Source organism: Streptomyces sp. NPDC056883, assembly GCF_042788835.1.
GTDB classification, from domain to species: domain Bacteria; phylum Actinomycetota; class Actinomycetes; order Streptomycetales; family Streptomycetaceae; genus Streptomyces; species Streptomyces stoeckheimensis.
Genome location: NZ_JBHUBS010000008.1, coordinates 109,765 through 125,368 on the forward strand (window position 1 = coordinate 109,765; position 15,604 = coordinate 125,368).

The window sequence follows — 15,604 nt, forward strand, 5'->3', positions numbered from 1 at the left end:
CTCGTATTGCTCACGCGTGGACGTCTTGTTGGCCCCAGGAGGAGGCGCCTAGGTTCCCCCACATGCTGACCTTCCTCGGCTTCGCCATGATCGCGACCTTCCTGGTCCTGATCATGCTGAAGAAAATGTCGCCCATCGCGGCGCTCGTCCTCATCCCCGCGCTCTTCTGCGTGTTCGCCGGACAGGGCGCGCAGCTCGGCGGCTACGTCATCGACGGAGTCGGCAAGCTCGCGCCGACCGCCGCCATGCTGATGTTCGCCATCGTCTACTTCGGCGTGATGATCGACGTCGGCCTCTTCGACCCGATCGTGCGCGGCATCCTGCGCTTCTGCAGGGCCGACCCGATGCGCGTCGTGGTCGGCACCGCCGTCCTCGCCGCCATCGTCTCGCTCGACGGCGACGGCTCGACCACCTTCATGATCACCGTCTCGGCGATGTACCCGCTCTACAAGCGCCTCGGGATGAGCCTGGTGGTCATGACCGGAGTCGCGGCCACCGCCAACGGCGTCATGAACACCCTGCCCTGGGGCGGCCCCACGGCCCGCGCCGCCACCGCGCTCAAGCTCGACGCCGCCGACATCTTCGTACCGATGATCCCCGCGCTCGCGGTGGGCCTGCTCTTCGTCTTCGTCCTGGCCTACGTCCTCGGCCTCAAGGAACGCCGCCGCCTCGGCCTGCTGACCCTCCCCGCCGGCACCGAGCGGTCGGCGGAGCCGGCCGGGGAACTCCTGGTCGCGGCCGGCAGCGGCCCGGCCGCCGCCGGGAGCCCCGGGGCCTCCCTCCCGTCCCCCCGCTCCACGGGACCCGCCCCGCACGCCCCCGCCCCGCACGCCCCCACCGAAGGCGCCGCCCCCGCCGACGGCGTCACCCAGACCGAAGGCGCCACCCCCGCCGAGGACGGCTTCCAGGGCCTCGACCCGCACCGCCCGACCCTGCGTCCCCGCCTCTACTGGTTCAACGCGGGCCTCACCGTCGCCCTGCTCACCGCCATGATCATGGAACTGCTCCCGATCCCGGTGCTCTTCCTCCTGGGGGCCGCCCTCGCCCTCACCGTCAACTTCCCCCACATGCCCGACCAGAAGGCCCGGATCGCCGCCCACGCCGAGAACGTCCTGAACGTCGCCGGAATGGTCTTCGCCGCCGCCGTCTTCACCGGCGTCCTCACCGGCACCGGCATGGTCAAGCACATGGCCGACTGGCTCGTCGGCGCGATCCCCGAGGGCATGGGCCCGCACATGGCCCTGGTCACCGGCCTGCTCAGCCTCCCCCTCACCTACTTCATGTCCAATGACGGCTTCTACTTCGGCGTCCTGCCGGTCCTCGCCGAGGCCGGCGCCGCCCACGGGGTCTCCCCGCTCGAAATCGCCCGCGCCTCCCTGGTCGGTCAGGCCCTGCACATGTCGAGCCCGCTTGTTCCGGCCGTCTACGTCCTCGTGGGCATGGCCAAGGTCGAATTCGGCGACCACACCCGGTTCACCGTGAAATGGGCGGCCCTGACCTCCCTGGTGGTCCTGGCGGCAGGGATGCTTTTCGGCATCATCTGACCCCGCCCGCCCCTGGCGACACAAAACTACCGGCGCTAGTTTGTAGGGTGTTGGCGACGTCAGGATCGTGCGTGCTCGGGAGGATTGCCATGAAGGCCCATGACGGGATGTACATCGGCGGCGAGTGGCGGGCCGCCCTCGGCCACGGCCGCATCGAGGTCCTGAACCCGGCCGACGAGCGGCCCATCGCCTCGGTCCCGGCCGGAACGCCCGAGGACGTGGACGCGGCCGTACGCGCGGCCCGCGCGGCCTTCCCGGCCTGGGCGGCCACGCCTCCGGCCGAGCGGGCCGCCCTCATCGGGGCCCTGCGCGACGTGCTGGTCGCCCGCAAGGGGGAGATAGCCGAGACCATCACCGCCGAGCTCGGCTCGCCGCTGGGGTTCTCGGAGATGGTCCACGTTGGGGCGCCGATCGCCGTGGCCTCCTCCTACGCCGAGCTCGGGGCCTCGTACGCCTTCGAGGAGCGGATCGGGAACTCGACCGTGCTGCTGGAGCCGGTCGGCGTCGTCGGGGCGATCACCCCCTGGAACTACCCGCTGCACCAGATCGTCGCCAAGGTGGCACCCGCTCTCGCCGCAGGCTGCACCATCGTCCTCAAGCCCGCCGAGGACACGCCGCTGACCGCACAGCTCTTCGCCGAAGCCGTGCACGAGGCGGGGATCCCCGCGGGGGTCTTCAACCTGGTGACCGGCACCGGCCCGGTCACCGGCCAGGCCCTGGCCGCGCACGAGGGAGTCGACCTCGTCTCCTTCACCGGTTCCACCGCCGTCGGCAAGCAGATCGGCGCCACGGCCGGCGCCGCCGTCAAGCGGGTCGCCCTGGAACTGGGCGGCAAATCGGCCAATGTCATCCTGCCCGGCGCCGACCTCGCCAAGGCCGTCGCCGCGGGCGTGGGCCACGTCATGAACAACTCCGGCCAGAGCTGCAACGCGCTCACCCGCATGCTCGTCCACCGGGACGAGTACGAGGAGGCGGTCTCCCTCGCGGCCGCCGCCGCGGCCAAGTACGCCTCAGGCGACCCCCTCGACCCGGGCACCCGCCTCGGCCCGGTCGTCAGCGCCAAGCAGCGCGACCGCGTCCGCGGCTTCATCACCCAGGGCGTGGAGGAGGGTGCGCGCCTCGTCGCGGGCGGGCCCGAGGCGCCGCACGAGCAGGGGTACTTCATCGCCCCGACCGTGTTCGCCGACGTCACGCCCGAGATGACCATCGCCCGGGAGGAGATCTTCGGTCCCGTGCTGTCGATCCTGCCCTACGCGGACCAGGACGAGGCCCTGGCCATCGCGAACGGCACGGACTACGGGCTGGGCGGGGCGGTCTGGGCTGCCGACGAGGCGACGGCCGTGGCCTTCGCCCGCCTGATGGACACCGGCCAGGTGGACATCAACGGCGGCCGCTTCAACCCGCTCGCACCCTTCGGCGGGTACAAGAAGTCGGGCGTGGGACGCGAGCTGGGCCCGCACGGCCTCGCCGAGTACCTCCAGACCAAGTCCCTGCAGTTCTAGACCCGCACCCCCACGGTTCCAGCCCCGCAACGCACACACGGAGACGACGAACATGGTCCGCGCCGCCATCCTGCCCGCCGTCGGAGCCCCCCTGGAGATACGGGACATCGTGCTGCCCGAACCCGGCCCCGGCCAGGTCCGGGTGCGGCTCGCCGCCGCCGGTGTCTGCCACTCCGACCTCTCCCTCACCAACGGCACCATGCGGGTCCCCGTACCCGCCGTCCTCGGCCACGAGGGCGCGGGCACGGTCCTCGCCGTCGGCGAAGGGGTCACCCACGTCGCGCCCGGCGACGGGGTGGTGCTCAACTGGGCCCCGTCCTGCGGGCAGTGCCACCACTGCTCGATCGGCGAGGTCTGGCTCTGCGCCAAGGCGCTCACCGGGGTCGGCGCGGTGTACGCCCACGACGCCCTGGGCGCCGAGCTGCACCCCGGGCTGAACGTGGCCGCCTTCGCCGAGGAGACGGTCGTCGCGGCCAACTGCGTCCTGCCCGCCCCCGCCGGGATCCCGCTCGCCGAGGCCGCGCTGCTCGGCTGCGCGGTCCTCACCGGCTACGGAGCGGTCCACCACAGCGCCCAGGTCCGCCCCGGCGAGTCGGTGGCCGTCTTCGGAGTCGGCGGCGTGGGTCTGGCCGCCCTGCAGGCGGCCCGGATCGCGACGACGGGCCCGATCGTGGCCGTGGACGTCTCCCCGGACAAGGAGGAACTGGCCCGGGCGGCGGGGGCCACGGAGTTCCTGCTCGCCTCCGAGACGACCGCCAAGGACATCCGCGCGCTCACCGGCGGCCACGGCGCGGACGTGGCCGTCGAGTGCGCCGGCCGGGCGGCGAGCATCCGGGCCGCCTGGGAATCCACCCGGCGCGGCGGCCGTACGACGGTCGTCGGCATCGGCGGCAAGGAACAGCAGGTCACCTTCAACGCCCTGGAGATCTTCCACTTCGCCCGCACCCTCACCGGCTGCGTCTACGGCAACAGCGACCCCGCCCGCGACCTCCCGGTGATCGCCGCCCACGTCTTGGCCGGCCGCATGGACCTCGGCGCGCTCGTCACGGACCGCATCACCCTCGACGGCATCCCGGCGGCCTTCGACGCGATGCTCGCGGGCAAGGGCGGCCGCTCCCTGGTGATCTTCTAGGGCCCGGCCGGGCCCCGGGTGGCCGCGGGGCGGAGTTCCCCTACCCGCCCTTCCACCGTTCCCCGGGCGCTGCCCGGACCCCGGTCCTCAAACGCCGGACGGGCTGGAAGGGGGTCCCGGGCTGCGCCCGGACCCCCTGGGGCTCCGCCCCAGACCCCGGTCCTCAAACGCCGGACGGCTGGAAGGACCGGACCCCGGTCCTCAAGCGCCGGACGGCTGGAAAGGCCCGAACCCCGGGCCTCTGGGGCCGCACGGCTGAAGGACCCCAGGCCGGCCGCCCGTCAGGCGTGCTCCCGCAGTGCTGCGTACTGGAGGGCCAGGCCGTCCAGCAGTGCCGCCAGGCCCGTCTCGAAGGCGCCCTCGTCCACCTCGCGCCGGCGCTCCGCCAACAGGTGGGCCTGGCCCAGGTGCGGATAGTCCGACGGGTCGTATGCCGCCTCGTCGTCGACGAAACCACCGGCGAAGGAAGCCACGGCCGAGCCGAGGATGAAGTACCGCATCAGCGCACCGATCCGGGTCGCCTGCGCCGGCGGCCAGCCGGCCGCGGTCATGGCCCCGAAGACGGCGTCCGCCACCCGCAGTCCGGCCGGCCTGCGGCCCGGCCCCCGCGCCAGCACCGGCACGATGTTCGGATGGTCGGACAGCGCGGCCCGGTACGAGTGCGCCCAGTCGCGCAGGGCGACCTGCCACTCCCGGCCGTCCCCGGCGTCGAACATCGACAGGTCGACCCGCGCGCTCACCGCGTCCGCGACCGCGTCCAGGATCTCGTCCTTCGTGCGGAAGTGGTTGTACAGCGAAGGTCCGCTGACCCCCAGCGCCGCCGCCAGCCGCCGCGTGGAGACGGCCTCCAGCCCCTCGCCGTCCACCAGAGCGCCGGCCGCCTCGACGATGCGGGATCTGCTGAGGAGGGGCTTGCGCGGTCTGGCCATGCGCCACATAGTAAGGCCTGCCGCAATTAAACTAGCGGTGGTAATTAACGGTCGATCCCGTCCCCACCCGGAGGTGCCCGGTGAATCTGGAGCTCAGCGAGGAGCAGTCCGCCGTTCGTGATCTCGCCCGCGCGTTCACCGAGCGCGAGATCGCTCCGTACGCCGCCGAGTGGGACCGCGCCGAGAGCGTGGACCGGGCCATCGTGAAGAAGCTCGGCTCCGTCGGCTTCCTCGGCCTGACCGTCCCCGAGGAGTACGGCGGCTCCGGCGGAGACCACCTCTCCTACGTCCTGGTCACCGAGGAGCTCGGCCGCGGGGACTCCGCCGTGCGCGGCATCGTCTCCGTCTCCCTGGGCCTGGTCGCCAAGACCGTCGCCGCCTGGGGGAGCGAGGAGCAGAAGCGCGCCTGGCTGCCCCGCCTGTGCTCGGGCGAAGCCCTCGGCTGCTTCGGGCTCACCGAGCCCGGTACCGGCTCCGACGCCGCCGCCCTCACCACCCGGGCCCGGCGCGAGGGCGACGCGTACGTGATCAGCGGCAGCAAGATGTTCATCACCAACGGCACCTGGGCCGACGTGGTCCTGCTCTTCGCCCGCACGAACGAGGAGCCGGGCCACCGCGGGATCTCCGCCTTCCTCGTGCCCGCCGACGCCCCGGGCCTGACCCGCCGCGAGATCCACGGCAAGCTGGGCCTGCGCGGCCAGGCCACCGCCGAACTCGCCCTCGACGGCGTGCGCGTGCCCGCCTCCGCGATGCTCGGCCCCGAGGGGAAGGGCTTCTCCGTCGCCATGTCGGCCCTCGCCAAGGGCCGGATGTCCGTGGCCGCGGGCTGCGTCGGCATCGCCCAGGCCGCACTGGACGCGGCCGTCTCCTACGCGGCCCAGCGCGAGCAGTTCGGCAAGCCGATCGCCCACCACCAGCTGGTCCAGGAGCTGATCGCCGACATCTCCGTGGACGTGGACGCCGCCCGGCTGCTGACCTGGCGGGTCGCCGATCTGATCGACCGCGGACTGCCCTTCGCCACCGAGTCCTCGACCGCCAAGCTCTTCGCCTCCGAGGCCGCCGTCCGCGCCGCGAGCAACGCCCTCCAGGTGCACGGCGGTTACGGCTACATAGACGAGTACCCGGCCGACAAGCTGCTGCGCGACGCCCGCGTGATGACCCTGTACGAGGGCACCAGTCAGATCCAGAAGCTCCTCATCGGCCGCGCCCGCACGGGGGTTTCCGCCTTCTGAGCCCGAAGTTCCCCAGGGATGACCGAAGTTCCTGAGTACGTACGTGAGTACGCGCACGGATGTGCGGCGGCCCCGCCCGCCCGAAGCTGGACCCATGAACGAGACACCGGTCAAGCAGCAGAACACGGGCGCCTACTACGGCCAGGCCGTCGCCTCCTTCGGCATCGCCATCGGCGCGGTCGCCCTGGGGATCTACAACCTGGAGGCGAACGGCTGGGTCCGCGCCTTCCTCGGCATCGCGGTCCTCTACCTCACCACCTCGGCCTTCACCCTGGCCAAGGTGATCCGCGACCGCCAGGAGGTCACCCAGATCGTCACCCGGGTCGACCAGGCCAGGATGGAGAAGATCATGACGGGCTACGATCCCTTCGCCGTCCCGAAGCAGCCCACTCCCCAGGATCGCTAAGCGCTTGCTCACCACCCTCCGGTAAGCTGTTCATTCCTACAGGCCGACGAGGGTGAGCGAGTGATGGACAGCGTGGAGGAGATCGGCGGCTACCGGCCGTGGTCGGAGGTCACTCCCGACGCCGCGCGGCGACTGCTCGTCGCCGCCGTGGAGGCCTTCGCGGAGCGCGGGTACCACGCCACCACCACGCGGGACATCGCAGGGCGGGCCGGCATGAGCCCGGCCGCGCTCTACATCCACTACAAGACCAAGGAAGAGCTGCTCCACCGGATCAGCCGGATCGGCCACGACAAGGCCCTGGAGATCCTGGACACCGCGGCTTCCGGCCCCGGCAGCGCCGCGGAGCGGCTCGACGCGGCCGTACGGTCCTTCGTGCGCTGGCATGCGGCCCATCACACCACCGCGCGCGTGGTCCAGTACGAGCTCGATGCTCTCGCTCCGGAGCACCGCTCCGACATCGTGGCCCTGCGCCGGCAGAGCGACGCGGCCATCCGCCGCATCCTCGCCGACGGCGTCGCGGCCGGTGAGTTCTTCGTCCCGGACGTCCCCGGCACCACCCTGGCCGTGCTGTCGCTCTGTATCGACGTCGCCCGCTGGTTCAGCGCGGACGGCCGCCGCACCCCCGACGAGGTCGGCGCGCTCTACGCCGGCCTCGTGCTCCGCATGGTGGGCGCGGTTCAGAAGTAGTAGCGGGACACCGACTCGGCCACGCACACCGGCTTGTCGCCGCCCTCGCGCTCGACCGTCACGGTGGCCGACACCTGGACTCCGCCGCCCGCCTCCACCACCTCGGTGATCAGCGCGGTCGCGCGCAGCCGCGAACCGACCGGCACCGGCGCCGGGAAACGCACCTTGTTCACCCCGTAGTTGATGCCCATCCGCATGCCCTCGACCCGCATGATCTGCGGTACCAGGCTCGGGAGCAGCGACAGCGTGAGGTATCCGTGCGCGATCGTGGAGCCGAAGGGTCCGGACGCCGCCCGCTCCGGGTCCACGTGGATCCACTGGTGGTCCCCGGTGGCGTCCGCGAAGAGGTCGATCCGCTTCTGGTCCACCTCCAGCCAGTCGCTCGGGCCGAGCGGTGCGCCGATCCCGGCGGTGAGCTCCTCGGCGGACGTGAAGATCCTCGGCTCGGACATACCCGTACCTCTCCCTGGCGAATAAGCGCTTGCTCAGCATGCTGGGGCCGTCGTGGATCTGTCAACGACGTACCGGGCACCGAATCCCGGCCCGGCCGATTACCCTCGGCGGTGTGCCGCAGATTCCCGAGAAGGTCCATGAACTCACCGTCGGCCAGCTGTCCGCCCGCAGCGGCGCGGCCGTCTCCGCACTGCACTTCTACGAGACCAAGGGCCTGATCAGCAGCCGCCGCACCTCCGGCAACCAGCGCCGCTACACCCGAGACGCCCTGCGCCGCGTGGCGTTCGTACGGGCCGCCCAGCGCGTCGGCATCCCCCTCGCCAGCATCCGCGACGCACTCGCCCAGCTCCCCGAAGGGCGCACGCCCAACCGCGAGGACTGGGCCCGGCTTTCCGAGAGCTGGCGCGCCGAGCTCGACCAGCGGATAGCCCAACTCGGCCGCCTGCGCGACCACTTGACCGACTGCATCGGCTGCGGATGCCTCTCCCTGGAGAACTGTGCGCTCTCCAACCCCGACGACGTCTTCGGCGAACGCCTCACCGGTTCCCGGCTGATGTGAGGTTCCGTGCGCGGACCGCCGCCGCGACCAGCTCGGCGTTCGACCGCGCAGCCCGCCCGTCCGGCAGGTGCAGCACGTCTCCTACGCCGATCCGCGCCCCGGTGCCGTACCGCGCGGCCAGCCGCAGCACCGGCCAGGCCGCCGGCCCCCGCCCGAACAGCAGCACCGGCACCGGGGGCAGCCGGCGCAGCAGCTCGGCCACCGGCCCCGGGTCGGCGGAGGCCGGCTCGGCGACGAGCCGGACCCGCGCGGGGTCCCGTACGGGCCAGGCCAGGAACCGCGCCAGCGGCTCCGGCGACCCGCCCACCGGGACCTCCGCGTCCACCGCCACCCCGCGCTCCAGCAGCTCTTCGGCGAGTTCCCGGGCTCCCGGCTCCGCGAACCGCACCACCGCCCGGTCGGGCAGCACCGTCCAGCTCCGCACCCGCGCCGACCGCCCCGCGTGATCCGGCTCGGACCCCACGCTCACGGCCACGGAGACGGCCACCCCGCCGCCGGGCCCGGCCCCGAGGCCCGCGTCGCGCAGGGCCTCCAGCAGCGGCCCCACCACCCGGGGCGAGAGGCTCTCGCGGCCACACGGCGTGCGCGCATGAACCAGCACCTCCCGGCCCCCCGCGGCCACCGCCGCCCGCGCGGCATCCACCAGATCCCCGGGGCTCATGGGGACGGCCGCCCCGTCGGCGGCGCCCCGAGCCCCGTTCAGCGACACCACCAGAGTCGGCTCCGCCCCGGCCCCGGCTCCCGCTCCGGCCCCCGCCGAGGACCCGCTCACGCCGCGCCCGCCAGATCGGCCCCCTGGAGGGCCGTGTCCGCGAGCGCCGGTCTCGGCACCACGATTCCGCAGCCCGCGCACACCGGCCCGTCCCACGCCCACCCGGCGTTGGAGGGGGAGCCGGCCGGCCCTCCGGCCCCGCCGGCCTGGGCGGGGCCCGACGCCCGGGCCACCGCCTTCGCCGCCACCGCCGGAGGCACCCGCACCGGCCAGTGCAACTCCCGCGCCCCGCACACCGGACACCCCGTCCCCGGCTCCGACTCCAGCGCGTCCACCAGCCGTCTCAACACCTCGCCCAGCGCCCCCTGCGGCCGCACACCCGGATCGGCGCACCGCACCACCGCGTCCCCGCTGCCGCTCCATGCCCACTCGGGCCGCCGCAGCCCGTCGTGCTTCTCGCGCCGACGGCGCGCCGCGAACTGCCGTTCGTACTCCAGCCAGACCGCCCGCGCCTCCTCCAGCTCCTCCAGCGCGGCCACCAGCCGCGAGGGGTCGGCCGCCCGGTCCTCGGGACCGATGCCGTGCCGGTCGCACAGGTGCCACCAGGTCGCGCGGTGCCCGTACGGGGCGAACCGCTCCAGACAGCGCCGCAGCGAATGGCGCCGCAGGGCCCTGTCGTTGCGCGCGTCGCGCACCTGATGGGCCAGACTCCGGAATCCCGCCATCACACCTTCACCTCCGCAGAGCGCCCAGCACCGGGCGCCGTGCCCGCCGCGCTGTGTTCCCCACAGGACCGGCGCCGTGTGCCCAACATGCCCGGCCCGGTGCGGGCGCATGCGGGGGCGGTCGAGGCGTACGGGTGGCACATGGCCGGAACTCAGCGCCCCATGCGCCCCGCGACCACCACCAGCCGGGCCAGCTCCTCGTGGCAGATGTCGCTGTGCGCCCCCGACGGAGCCCCGCCGCGGCGGACCACGGAGCCCGCGTCCACGCTCACGCAGCCCGCGGCGGGCAGGCCGTCGCGCAGTGCCGCGTCCAGCGTCAGCCGCGGGGTTCCCGGCACCCCCCGCACCCCGTCGTGCCCGATCGCGCCCCACCGCTCGTCGAAACCGAGCAGACCGGCCGAATCTCCGGCCATCCGGGAGGCCAGCGGGTAGAACACCTTGAGGGAGGAGTCGTAGGGGGAATGGCAGGCCGTCAGCGGACCGTCGACCCTGTCCTGCAGTCCGCGCAGGGCGCCCCCGCGCCCCCGGTCGTGCGGCAGGCTGTCGGCGAACGCGTAGTGGGAGAAGGCCCCTTGGAGGACGGTCAGGGACTTCACGTTCCGGGCCCCGGACGGCAGTGCGCGCAGTGCGAAGGAGACCACCCGGCCGCCGAAACTGTGGCCGATGAGGTGCACCCGCAGGGCCGGGCGGCGGCCGGCCAGCTCCGCCAGCAGCGGCCCGAGGCCGTGCTCGCCGACCACCCCGGCCCGGGCCTTCATCTGGTAGTACGTGGCCTGGCGCAGCACCTCCTTGGCGCCGCTCCACAGCGTCCGCACCCCGCCGCCGGCCGAGAAGCCCGGGGAGTCCCCGGGGAAGGTGGCGCCCGCCTCGGCCAGGGCGTCGGTGAACTCCCGGCACACCCGCAGGACGTCACCACCGAGGAAGTCCGGCACCTCGCGCGGGGCGAAGGCCGCCGCCAGATCGTCGCCCGTGCCCACCCCGTCCACCCCGGCCAGCTCCCGTACGAGCGCACCGAACTCGGTGAAGTCGCCCTCCCGCGTGGGCCGTTCCTCCAGCAGCTCGGCGATCCGGTCCAGCTCCGCCGCCCGCCCCGGCCAGAACGCGCCGAGGGCCCTGCGGGTGACCGGGTCCAGGGCCGTTCCGTGGCCCGGCTCCCCGGCACCCTCCCCGGCACCTTCCACGGCGCCCCGGGCGTCGAAGTCGGGGATCGGCTCGTCCGCGAACCGGATCGAGGGCCACACGACCCCCACGTACCCCAGCCGCACCCCGGTCCCCACCAGATCCGCGAAGGGGCCGTAGAACCGGTCGAAGAGCCGGATCGCAGTGGACCGGTCGGAGTTCCATCCGTGGGCGAAGACCAGCAGGTCCGTGGCCTCGATCCCGAAGACCGCCTCCCGGGCGCCCGGGCCCGCGTCGCCCTGCGCGTCGAAGGTCAGTTCCACGTACGGGCGGGCCCCGATGCCCACCGCCGTCCCCGTCGCCCCCGCAGCCCCCGCGGGCACCGCCCCGCCGATGTGCACCATGACGCCCCCCTCCACGCCGTGTCCCTGTCCGCAGCATCCTGCGGAACGGGCCGCCCGGCCAGCCCCTGTGCACCCACCGGTTCACGGATACAGCAGGTACTGCTCCCGTGCCGCCGCGAACCCCGCCAGCCCCGCAGCCCAGTCGCCCGCGATCTCCTCCACGCCCGCCCCCGCGTCGACCATCCGCCGGACCCGGTCCGAGCCCGTCAGCCGGTCGATCCACTGGTCGGAGCGCCAGGCGAAGCCGCTCCACACCTGCCGGGCGGTGACCAGCAGCCCGATGCCGGCCCGTACCGGATCGAAGGCCTCCCGGTCGTGGACGAGCAGCCGGACCCCGCCGCAGGTCTTCCCGGCGTACTTGGAGAAGGAAGGCGTGAAATAGGCCTCCCGGAACCAGACCCCGGGCAGCTCCAGGGCGTTCGCCGCCTCCGCCCACTTCCGGTCGACGCCCTCCGCGCCGACCAGCTCGAAGGGGGTGGTGGTGCCGCGCCCCTCCGACAGGTTCGTCCCCTCGAACAGGCAGGTCCCGGCGTACGCCAGGGCCGTGCCCGGCGTCGGCATGTTCGGGCTCGGCGGCACCCAGGGCAGCCCGGTCTCCTCGAAGAAGGACTCCCGCCGCCACCCGGCCATCCGCACCGCCTCCAGCCGCGGGGCGGCGCCGGCCTCCCGGAGGAACTCGCCCGCGAAGAGCCCGGCCAGCTCGCCCGCCGTCATCCCGTGCGCCAGCGCGATCGGCTCCCGGCCCACGAAGCTCGCGTACGGGCGCTGCAGGACGGGTCCGGCCGCCCGCAGGCCGCCGACCGGGTTGGGCCGGTCCAGCACCACCACCGCCTTGCCGGCGAGGGCGGCCGCGCGCATGCAGTCGTAGAGGGTCCAGATGTAGGTGTAGAAGCGGGCGCCGACGTCCTGGATGTCGAAGACGACGGTGTCGACGCCGGCCGCCGTGAACACGTCCGCGAGCCGCTGCCCGCTCTTGTCGTACGTGTCGTACACGGGCAGCCCGGTCGCCGGATCCCGCCCGGCCCCCTCCGAACCGCCCGCCTGGGCCGTGCCCCGGAAACCGTGCTCGGGGCCGAACACCGCGACCAGGTCCACACGTTCGTCCGCGTGCAGCACGTCGACCAGGTGGCGGGCGTCCGCGGTGATCCCCGTCGGGTTGGTGACCACGCCGACCCGCTGACCGGCCAGTACGGCGTACCCGTCCGCGGCGAGCCGCTCGAACCCGGTCCGCACCCGCCCGCCAGCGGCGCCCGCGGCGCCGGATCCGGACCGGGCCCCGGCCCCCGGGGCTCCCGTCTCCCGGGCTCCCGCCCCCAGGGCGCCCGCGGCGCCCGCCGCCCCGGCCAGACCCAGCAACCCGCGTCGCGACAGTGTCATCGCGCCAAAGTAGGGCTCCGCACCCTTCCACCCGGACATACCGACTGGTTAGTCTGCCCGTGATCCGGCAGGCGCCAGCAGGCCGCGCAGACATCGAGGCACCACCACACGAAGGGCGGACCCGTGAACGCGTTCCAGGACCAGCGAGTCGTCGTCACCGGCGCGGGCGGCGGCATCGGAGCCGCCCTCGCCCACCGCTTCGCCGCCGAGGGGGCGACCGTGGCGGTCAACGACCTCGACCCCGCCAAGGCCGCCGCGGTCGCGGACGCGATCGGCGATCGTGCCGTCGCGGTGCCCGGCGACGCCTCGGCCGTGGCCGCGCAGGCCCGCGAGGCGCTCGGCGGCACCGTGGACGTCTACTGCGCCAACGCGGGCCTCGCCTCCGGCGGCGACGCCTTCGCCGAGGAGGCCGTCTGGGAGGCGGCCTGGGACGTCAACGTCATGGCCCACGTCCGCGCCGCCCGGCTGCTGCTGCCCGACTGGCTGGAGCGCGGGAGCGGCCGGTTCGTGTCCACCGTCTCGGCCGCCGGGCTGCTGACCATGATCGGAGCGGCCCCGTACAGTGTCACCAAGCACGGCGCGCTCGCCTTCGCGGAATGGCTCTCGCTGACCTACCGCCACCGCGGGCTCCAGGTCCACGCCATCTGCCCGCAGGGGGTCCGGACCGACATGCTCACCGCCGCCGGATCGGCGGGCGAGCTGGTCCTCGCACCGACCGCGATCGAGCCGGAAGCGGTCGCGGACGCACTGTTCGACGGCATGGAGAAGGGCCGGTTCTTGATCCTCCCGCACCCCGAGGTCGCGGACTACTACGCGGCCCGGGCCACCGACCCGGACCGCTGGCTGAGCGGCATGAACCACCTCCAGCGCACGTGGGAGACCCGGTGACCGCACACACCCCGGCCCCGGACCCGTCGCGGGACCGGTCCGCCCCGGCCCCGGACCGGTCCGCCCCGGCCCCGGACCCGTCCGCCCAGGCCTCCTCGGACCCGTCCGCCTCGGCCTCCCCGGACCCGTCCGCCTCGGCCTCCCGCTACGCCGCCAAGCCCTGGCTCGGCCTGCTCAGCCCGGTCCAGCGGGCCCCGATCGCGCCCCCGCCCAGCGTGCTGCACGCCTTCCGCGCCGCCGTCGCCCGCGCGCCCGGGCACACCGCCCTCGCCTACTTCGACGGCCGCCTGACCTACGCCGAGGCCGACGCGCTCTCCGACTCCCTCGCCGGCCACCTCGCCGCCCACGGCACCCGCCGCGGGGACCGGGTCGCGGTCATGCTCCAGAACACTCCGCACTTCGTGCTCGCCGTCCTGGCCGCCTGGAAGGCCGGAGCGGTCGTGGTCCCGCTCAACCCCATGTACAAGTCCGGCGAGGTCGGCCACATCCTGCGCGACTCCGGGGCCACCGCCCTGGTCTGCGAGGCCCGCGCCTGGGAGGCGTACCTGGGCGAGACGGTACGGGGGACGGGCGTACGGGTCGCCCTGACGGCGCACGACACGGACTTCCAGACCCGAAACGACCCCCGGGTCTTCCCCGCGCCTGCCACCGCCCCACCCGGGTCCCCCCGCGCGCACCCGCTCGCCGACGAGTCCGGACACGCCGACGGGGCCGGACAAGCCGCCGAGGCCGGACACGCCGACGGGGCACCGGGGCCCCACGGGGCAGGCCCCGCCGACCTGCTCACCGTGGCCCGCCAGGGCCACCCCGCCCCGCCCGACCCGGACCTCACGGCCGCCGACACCGCCCTCATCAGCTACACCTCCGGCACCAGCGGCACCCCCAAGGGCGCCATGAACCCGCACGGCGCGCTCACCCACAACGCCGTCCGCCAGGTGACCGGCCACCCCCTCCCCGAGGGGTCCGGCTACTTCGCGCTCGCCCCGCTCTTCCACATCACCGGCATGGTGTGCGAGCTCGCCGCCTGCTTCACCAACGCCGGCACCCTGGTCCTCGCCCACCGCTTCGACGCCGGAGCCGTCCTCGACGCCTTCCTCGAACACCGCCCCGCCTACACCGTGGGCCCGGCCACCGCCTTCATGGCGCTCGCCGCGCACCCCGGGGCCACCCGCGACCACTTCGCCTCGTTCCGGGTGGTCTCCTCCGGCGGCGCCCCGCTGCCGCCCGCCCTGGTCGAACGCCTGCGCGCCGCCTACGGCTTCTACCTGCGCAACGGCTACGGCCTCACCGAATGCACCGCCCCCTGCGCCTCCGTACCCGTCCACCTCGAGGCCCCCGTGGACCCGGCCTCGGGCACCCTCTCCGTCGGCGTGCCCGGCGCCGACACCCTCGTACGGATCCTTGACGAGAGCGGCGCCGAGGTCCCCTTCGGCGAGACCGGGGAGATCGCCGTACGCGGACCCCAGGTCGTCCCCGGCTACTGGGGCCTGCCCGAGGACACCGCCAAGGCCTTCCCGGACGGCGAACTGCGCACCGGAGACGTCGGTTTCATGGACCCCGAGGGCTGGCTCTACGTGGTCGACCGCAAGAAGGACATGATCAACGCCTCCGGTTTCAAGGTCTGGCCGCGCGAGGTGGAGGACGTGCTCTACACCCACCCCGCCGTGCGCGAGGCGGCCGTCGTCGGCGTCCCCGACCCCTACCGCGGGGAGAGCGTGAAGGCCTACGTCAGCCTGCGCCCCGGGGCCGAAACCGACCCGGAGGAACTCTCCGCGTACTGCGCCGAGCGCCTCGCCGCGTACAAATACCCGCGCCGGGTGGAGATCCTGCCTGTCCTTCCGAAGACGACCAGTGGCAAGATCCTGCGACGGGAACTGCGCGAACGCGACGACGGCTGAAAACGGCCGGCCACGTCCGTACGACCCGCACACGCGA

The 15,604-nt window shown here is 73.8% G+C and carries 15 protein-coding genes; 9 read left to right on the plus strand and 6 right to left on the minus strand.

The annotated features are described in order from the left end of the window. The first annotated feature begins 62 nt into the window (after window positions 1–62). From ACFRU2_RS21085 to ACFRU2_RS21095, 3 genes are all read left to right on the plus strand, one after another. On the plus strand, window positions 63–1,544 hold the full coding sequence (locus tag ACFRU2_RS21085; RefSeq protein WP_382974180.1) for a CitMHS family transporter: 1,482 nt from the start codon (window positions 63–65) through the stop codon (window positions 1,542–1,544). An 89-nt stretch (window positions 1,545–1,633) separates the two neighbouring features. Beyond that, the gene (locus tag ACFRU2_RS21090) at window positions 1,634–3,046 is read left to right on the plus strand and encodes an aldehyde dehydrogenase family protein (RefSeq protein WP_382974182.1); all 1,413 of its coding nucleotides are present in this window, start codon (window positions 1,634–1,636) and stop codon (window positions 3,044–3,046) included. Between the two features lie 52 nt (window positions 3,047–3,098). After that, window positions 3,099–4,178: a zinc-binding dehydrogenase gene (locus ACFRU2_RS21095; RefSeq protein ID WP_382974183.1), complete on the plus strand. Its 1,080-nt coding sequence runs from the start codon at window positions 3,099–3,101 to the stop codon at window positions 4,176–4,178. Window positions 4,179–4,459: 281 nt separating this feature from the next. On the opposite strand, the gene ACFRU2_RS21100 is transcribed toward ACFRU2_RS21095, so the two are convergent. Further along, a complete protein-coding gene (locus ACFRU2_RS21100) occupies window positions 4,460–5,107 on the minus strand; it encodes a TetR/AcrR family transcriptional regulator (protein WP_382974185.1) in 648 nt (215 codons plus the stop codon). An 80-nt stretch (window positions 5,108–5,187) separates the two neighbouring features. On the opposite strand from ACFRU2_RS21100, the gene ACFRU2_RS21105 reads away from it, so the two are divergent. The 3 genes from ACFRU2_RS21105 (at window position 5,188) to ACFRU2_RS21115 (ending at window position 7,432) form a co-directional block, all read left to right on the plus strand. Next, window positions 5,188–6,339: an acyl-CoA dehydrogenase family protein gene (locus ACFRU2_RS21105; protein ID WP_382974187.1), complete on the plus strand. Its 1,152-nt coding sequence runs from the start codon at window positions 5,188–5,190 to the stop codon at window positions 6,337–6,339. A 94-nt stretch (window positions 6,340–6,433) separates the two neighbouring features. Beyond that, window positions 6,434–6,745 carry a YiaA/YiaB family inner membrane protein gene (locus ACFRU2_RS21110; RefSeq protein ID WP_250740306.1) on the plus strand — a complete coding sequence of 104 codons (312 nt, stop codon included), beginning with the start codon at window positions 6,434–6,436 and terminating at the stop codon, window positions 6,743–6,745. 63 nt (window positions 6,746–6,808) lie between these two features. Continuing rightward, window positions 6,809–7,432, plus strand: a complete 624-nt coding sequence (locus tag ACFRU2_RS21115; RefSeq protein ID WP_382974189.1) for a TetR/AcrR family transcriptional regulator — start codon at window positions 6,809–6,811, stop codon at window positions 7,430–7,432. Here ACFRU2_RS21115 and ACFRU2_RS21120 read toward each other — a convergent pair. After that, on the minus strand, window positions 7,423–7,884 hold the full coding sequence (locus ACFRU2_RS21120) for a MaoC family dehydratase (protein ID WP_250740308.1): 462 nt from the start codon (window positions 7,882–7,884) through the stop codon (window positions 7,423–7,425). The two genes, ACFRU2_RS21115 and ACFRU2_RS21120, sit on opposite strands and share 10 nt — an antisense overlap. 113 nt (window positions 7,885–7,997) lie before the next feature. On the opposite strand from ACFRU2_RS21120, the gene soxR reads away from it, so the two are divergent. Then, window positions 7,998–8,444 (plus strand): redox-sensitive transcriptional activator SoxR, encoded by a 447-nt coding sequence (gene soxR, locus ACFRU2_RS21125; protein WP_382974192.1) that lies wholly within the window; start codon window positions 7,998–8,000, stop codon window positions 8,442–8,444. Here soxR and ACFRU2_RS21130 read toward each other — a convergent pair. The 4 genes from ACFRU2_RS21130 to ACFRU2_RS21145 all read right to left on the minus strand — a co-directional run bounded on the left by ACFRU2_RS21130 (window position 8,422) and on the right by ACFRU2_RS21145 (window position 12,781). Next, window positions 8,422–9,216: a 3-keto-5-aminohexanoate cleavage protein gene (locus tag ACFRU2_RS21130; RefSeq protein ID WP_382974195.1), complete on the minus strand. Its 795-nt coding sequence runs from the start codon at window positions 9,214–9,216 to the stop codon at window positions 8,422–8,424. The two genes, soxR and ACFRU2_RS21130, sit on opposite strands and share 23 nt — an antisense overlap. Then, entirely contained in the window at window positions 9,213–9,881 is a 669-nt protein-coding gene (locus ACFRU2_RS21135; RefSeq protein WP_382974197.1) for a hypothetical protein, read from the minus strand. Before ACFRU2_RS21135 ends, ACFRU2_RS21130 begins: the two co-directional genes overlap by 4 nt. A gap of 152 nt (window positions 9,882–10,033) precedes the next feature. After that, window positions 10,034–11,404 (minus strand): serine-threonine protein kinase, encoded by a 1,371-nt coding sequence (locus tag ACFRU2_RS21140; protein WP_382974199.1) that lies wholly within the window; start codon window positions 11,402–11,404, stop codon window positions 10,034–10,036. A gap of 81 nt (window positions 11,405–11,485) precedes the next feature. Further along, complete coding sequence (locus tag ACFRU2_RS21145) at window positions 11,486–12,781, minus strand: exo-beta-N-acetylmuramidase NamZ domain-containing protein (RefSeq protein WP_382974201.1); 1,296 nt, start codon at window positions 12,779–12,781, stop codon at window positions 11,486–11,488. A gap of 123 nt (window positions 12,782–12,904) precedes the next feature. Between ACFRU2_RS21145 and ACFRU2_RS21150 the strand changes: the two genes are divergently transcribed. Together ACFRU2_RS21150 and ACFRU2_RS21155 are read left to right on the plus strand one after the other, a co-directional pair. After that, on the plus strand, window positions 12,905–13,669 hold the full coding sequence (locus ACFRU2_RS21150) for an SDR family oxidoreductase (RefSeq protein ID WP_382974203.1): 765 nt from the start codon (window positions 12,905–12,907) through the stop codon (window positions 13,667–13,669). Window positions 13,670–13,839: 170 nt separating this feature from the next. Then, window positions 13,840–15,567 carry a class I adenylate-forming enzyme family protein gene (locus ACFRU2_RS21155; RefSeq protein WP_382974637.1) on the plus strand — a complete coding sequence of 576 codons (1,728 nt, stop codon included), beginning with the start codon at window positions 13,840–13,842 and terminating at the stop codon, window positions 15,565–15,567. Window positions 15,568–15,604 lie beyond the last annotated feature (37 nt).

Excerpts from the sequence above, each read along its gene's own strand:
- ACFRU2_RS21085 (WP_382974180.1), top strand. The coding sequence starts at position 63 with ATGCTGACCTTCCTCGGCTTCGCCATGATCGCGACCTTCCTGGTCCTG.
- ACFRU2_RS21090 (WP_382974182.1), top strand. The coding sequence starts at position 1,634 with ATGAAGGCCCATGACGGGATGTACATCGGCGGCGAGTGGCGGGCCGCC.
- ACFRU2_RS21095 (WP_382974183.1), top strand. The coding sequence starts at position 3,099 with ATGGTCCGCGCCGCCATCCTGCCCGCCGTCGGAGCCCCCCTGGAGATA.
- ACFRU2_RS21100 (WP_382974185.1), bottom strand. The coding sequence starts at position 5,107 with ATGGCCAGACCGCGCAAGCCCCTCCTCAGCAGATCCCGCATCGTCGAG.
- ACFRU2_RS21110 (WP_250740306.1), top strand. The coding sequence starts at position 6,434 with ATGAACGAGACACCGGTCAAGCAGCAGAACACGGGCGCCTACTACGGC.
- ACFRU2_RS21115 (WP_382974189.1), top strand. The coding sequence starts at position 6,809 with ATGGACAGCGTGGAGGAGATCGGCGGCTACCGGCCGTGGTCGGAGGTC.
- ACFRU2_RS21120 (WP_250740308.1), bottom strand. The coding sequence starts at position 7,884 with ATGTCCGAGCCGAGGATCTTCACGTCCGCCGAGGAGCTCACCGCCGGG.
- ACFRU2_RS21135 (WP_382974197.1), bottom strand. The coding sequence starts at position 9,881 with ATGGCGGGATTCCGGAGTCTGGCCCATCAGGTGCGCGACGCGCGCAAC.
- ACFRU2_RS21140 (WP_382974199.1), bottom strand. The coding sequence starts at position 11,404 with ATGGTGCACATCGGCGGGGCGGTGCCCGCGGGGGCTGCGGGGGCGACG.
- ACFRU2_RS21145 (WP_382974201.1), bottom strand. The coding sequence starts at position 12,781 with ATGACACTGTCGCGACGCGGGTTGCTGGGTCTGGCCGGGGCGGCGGGC.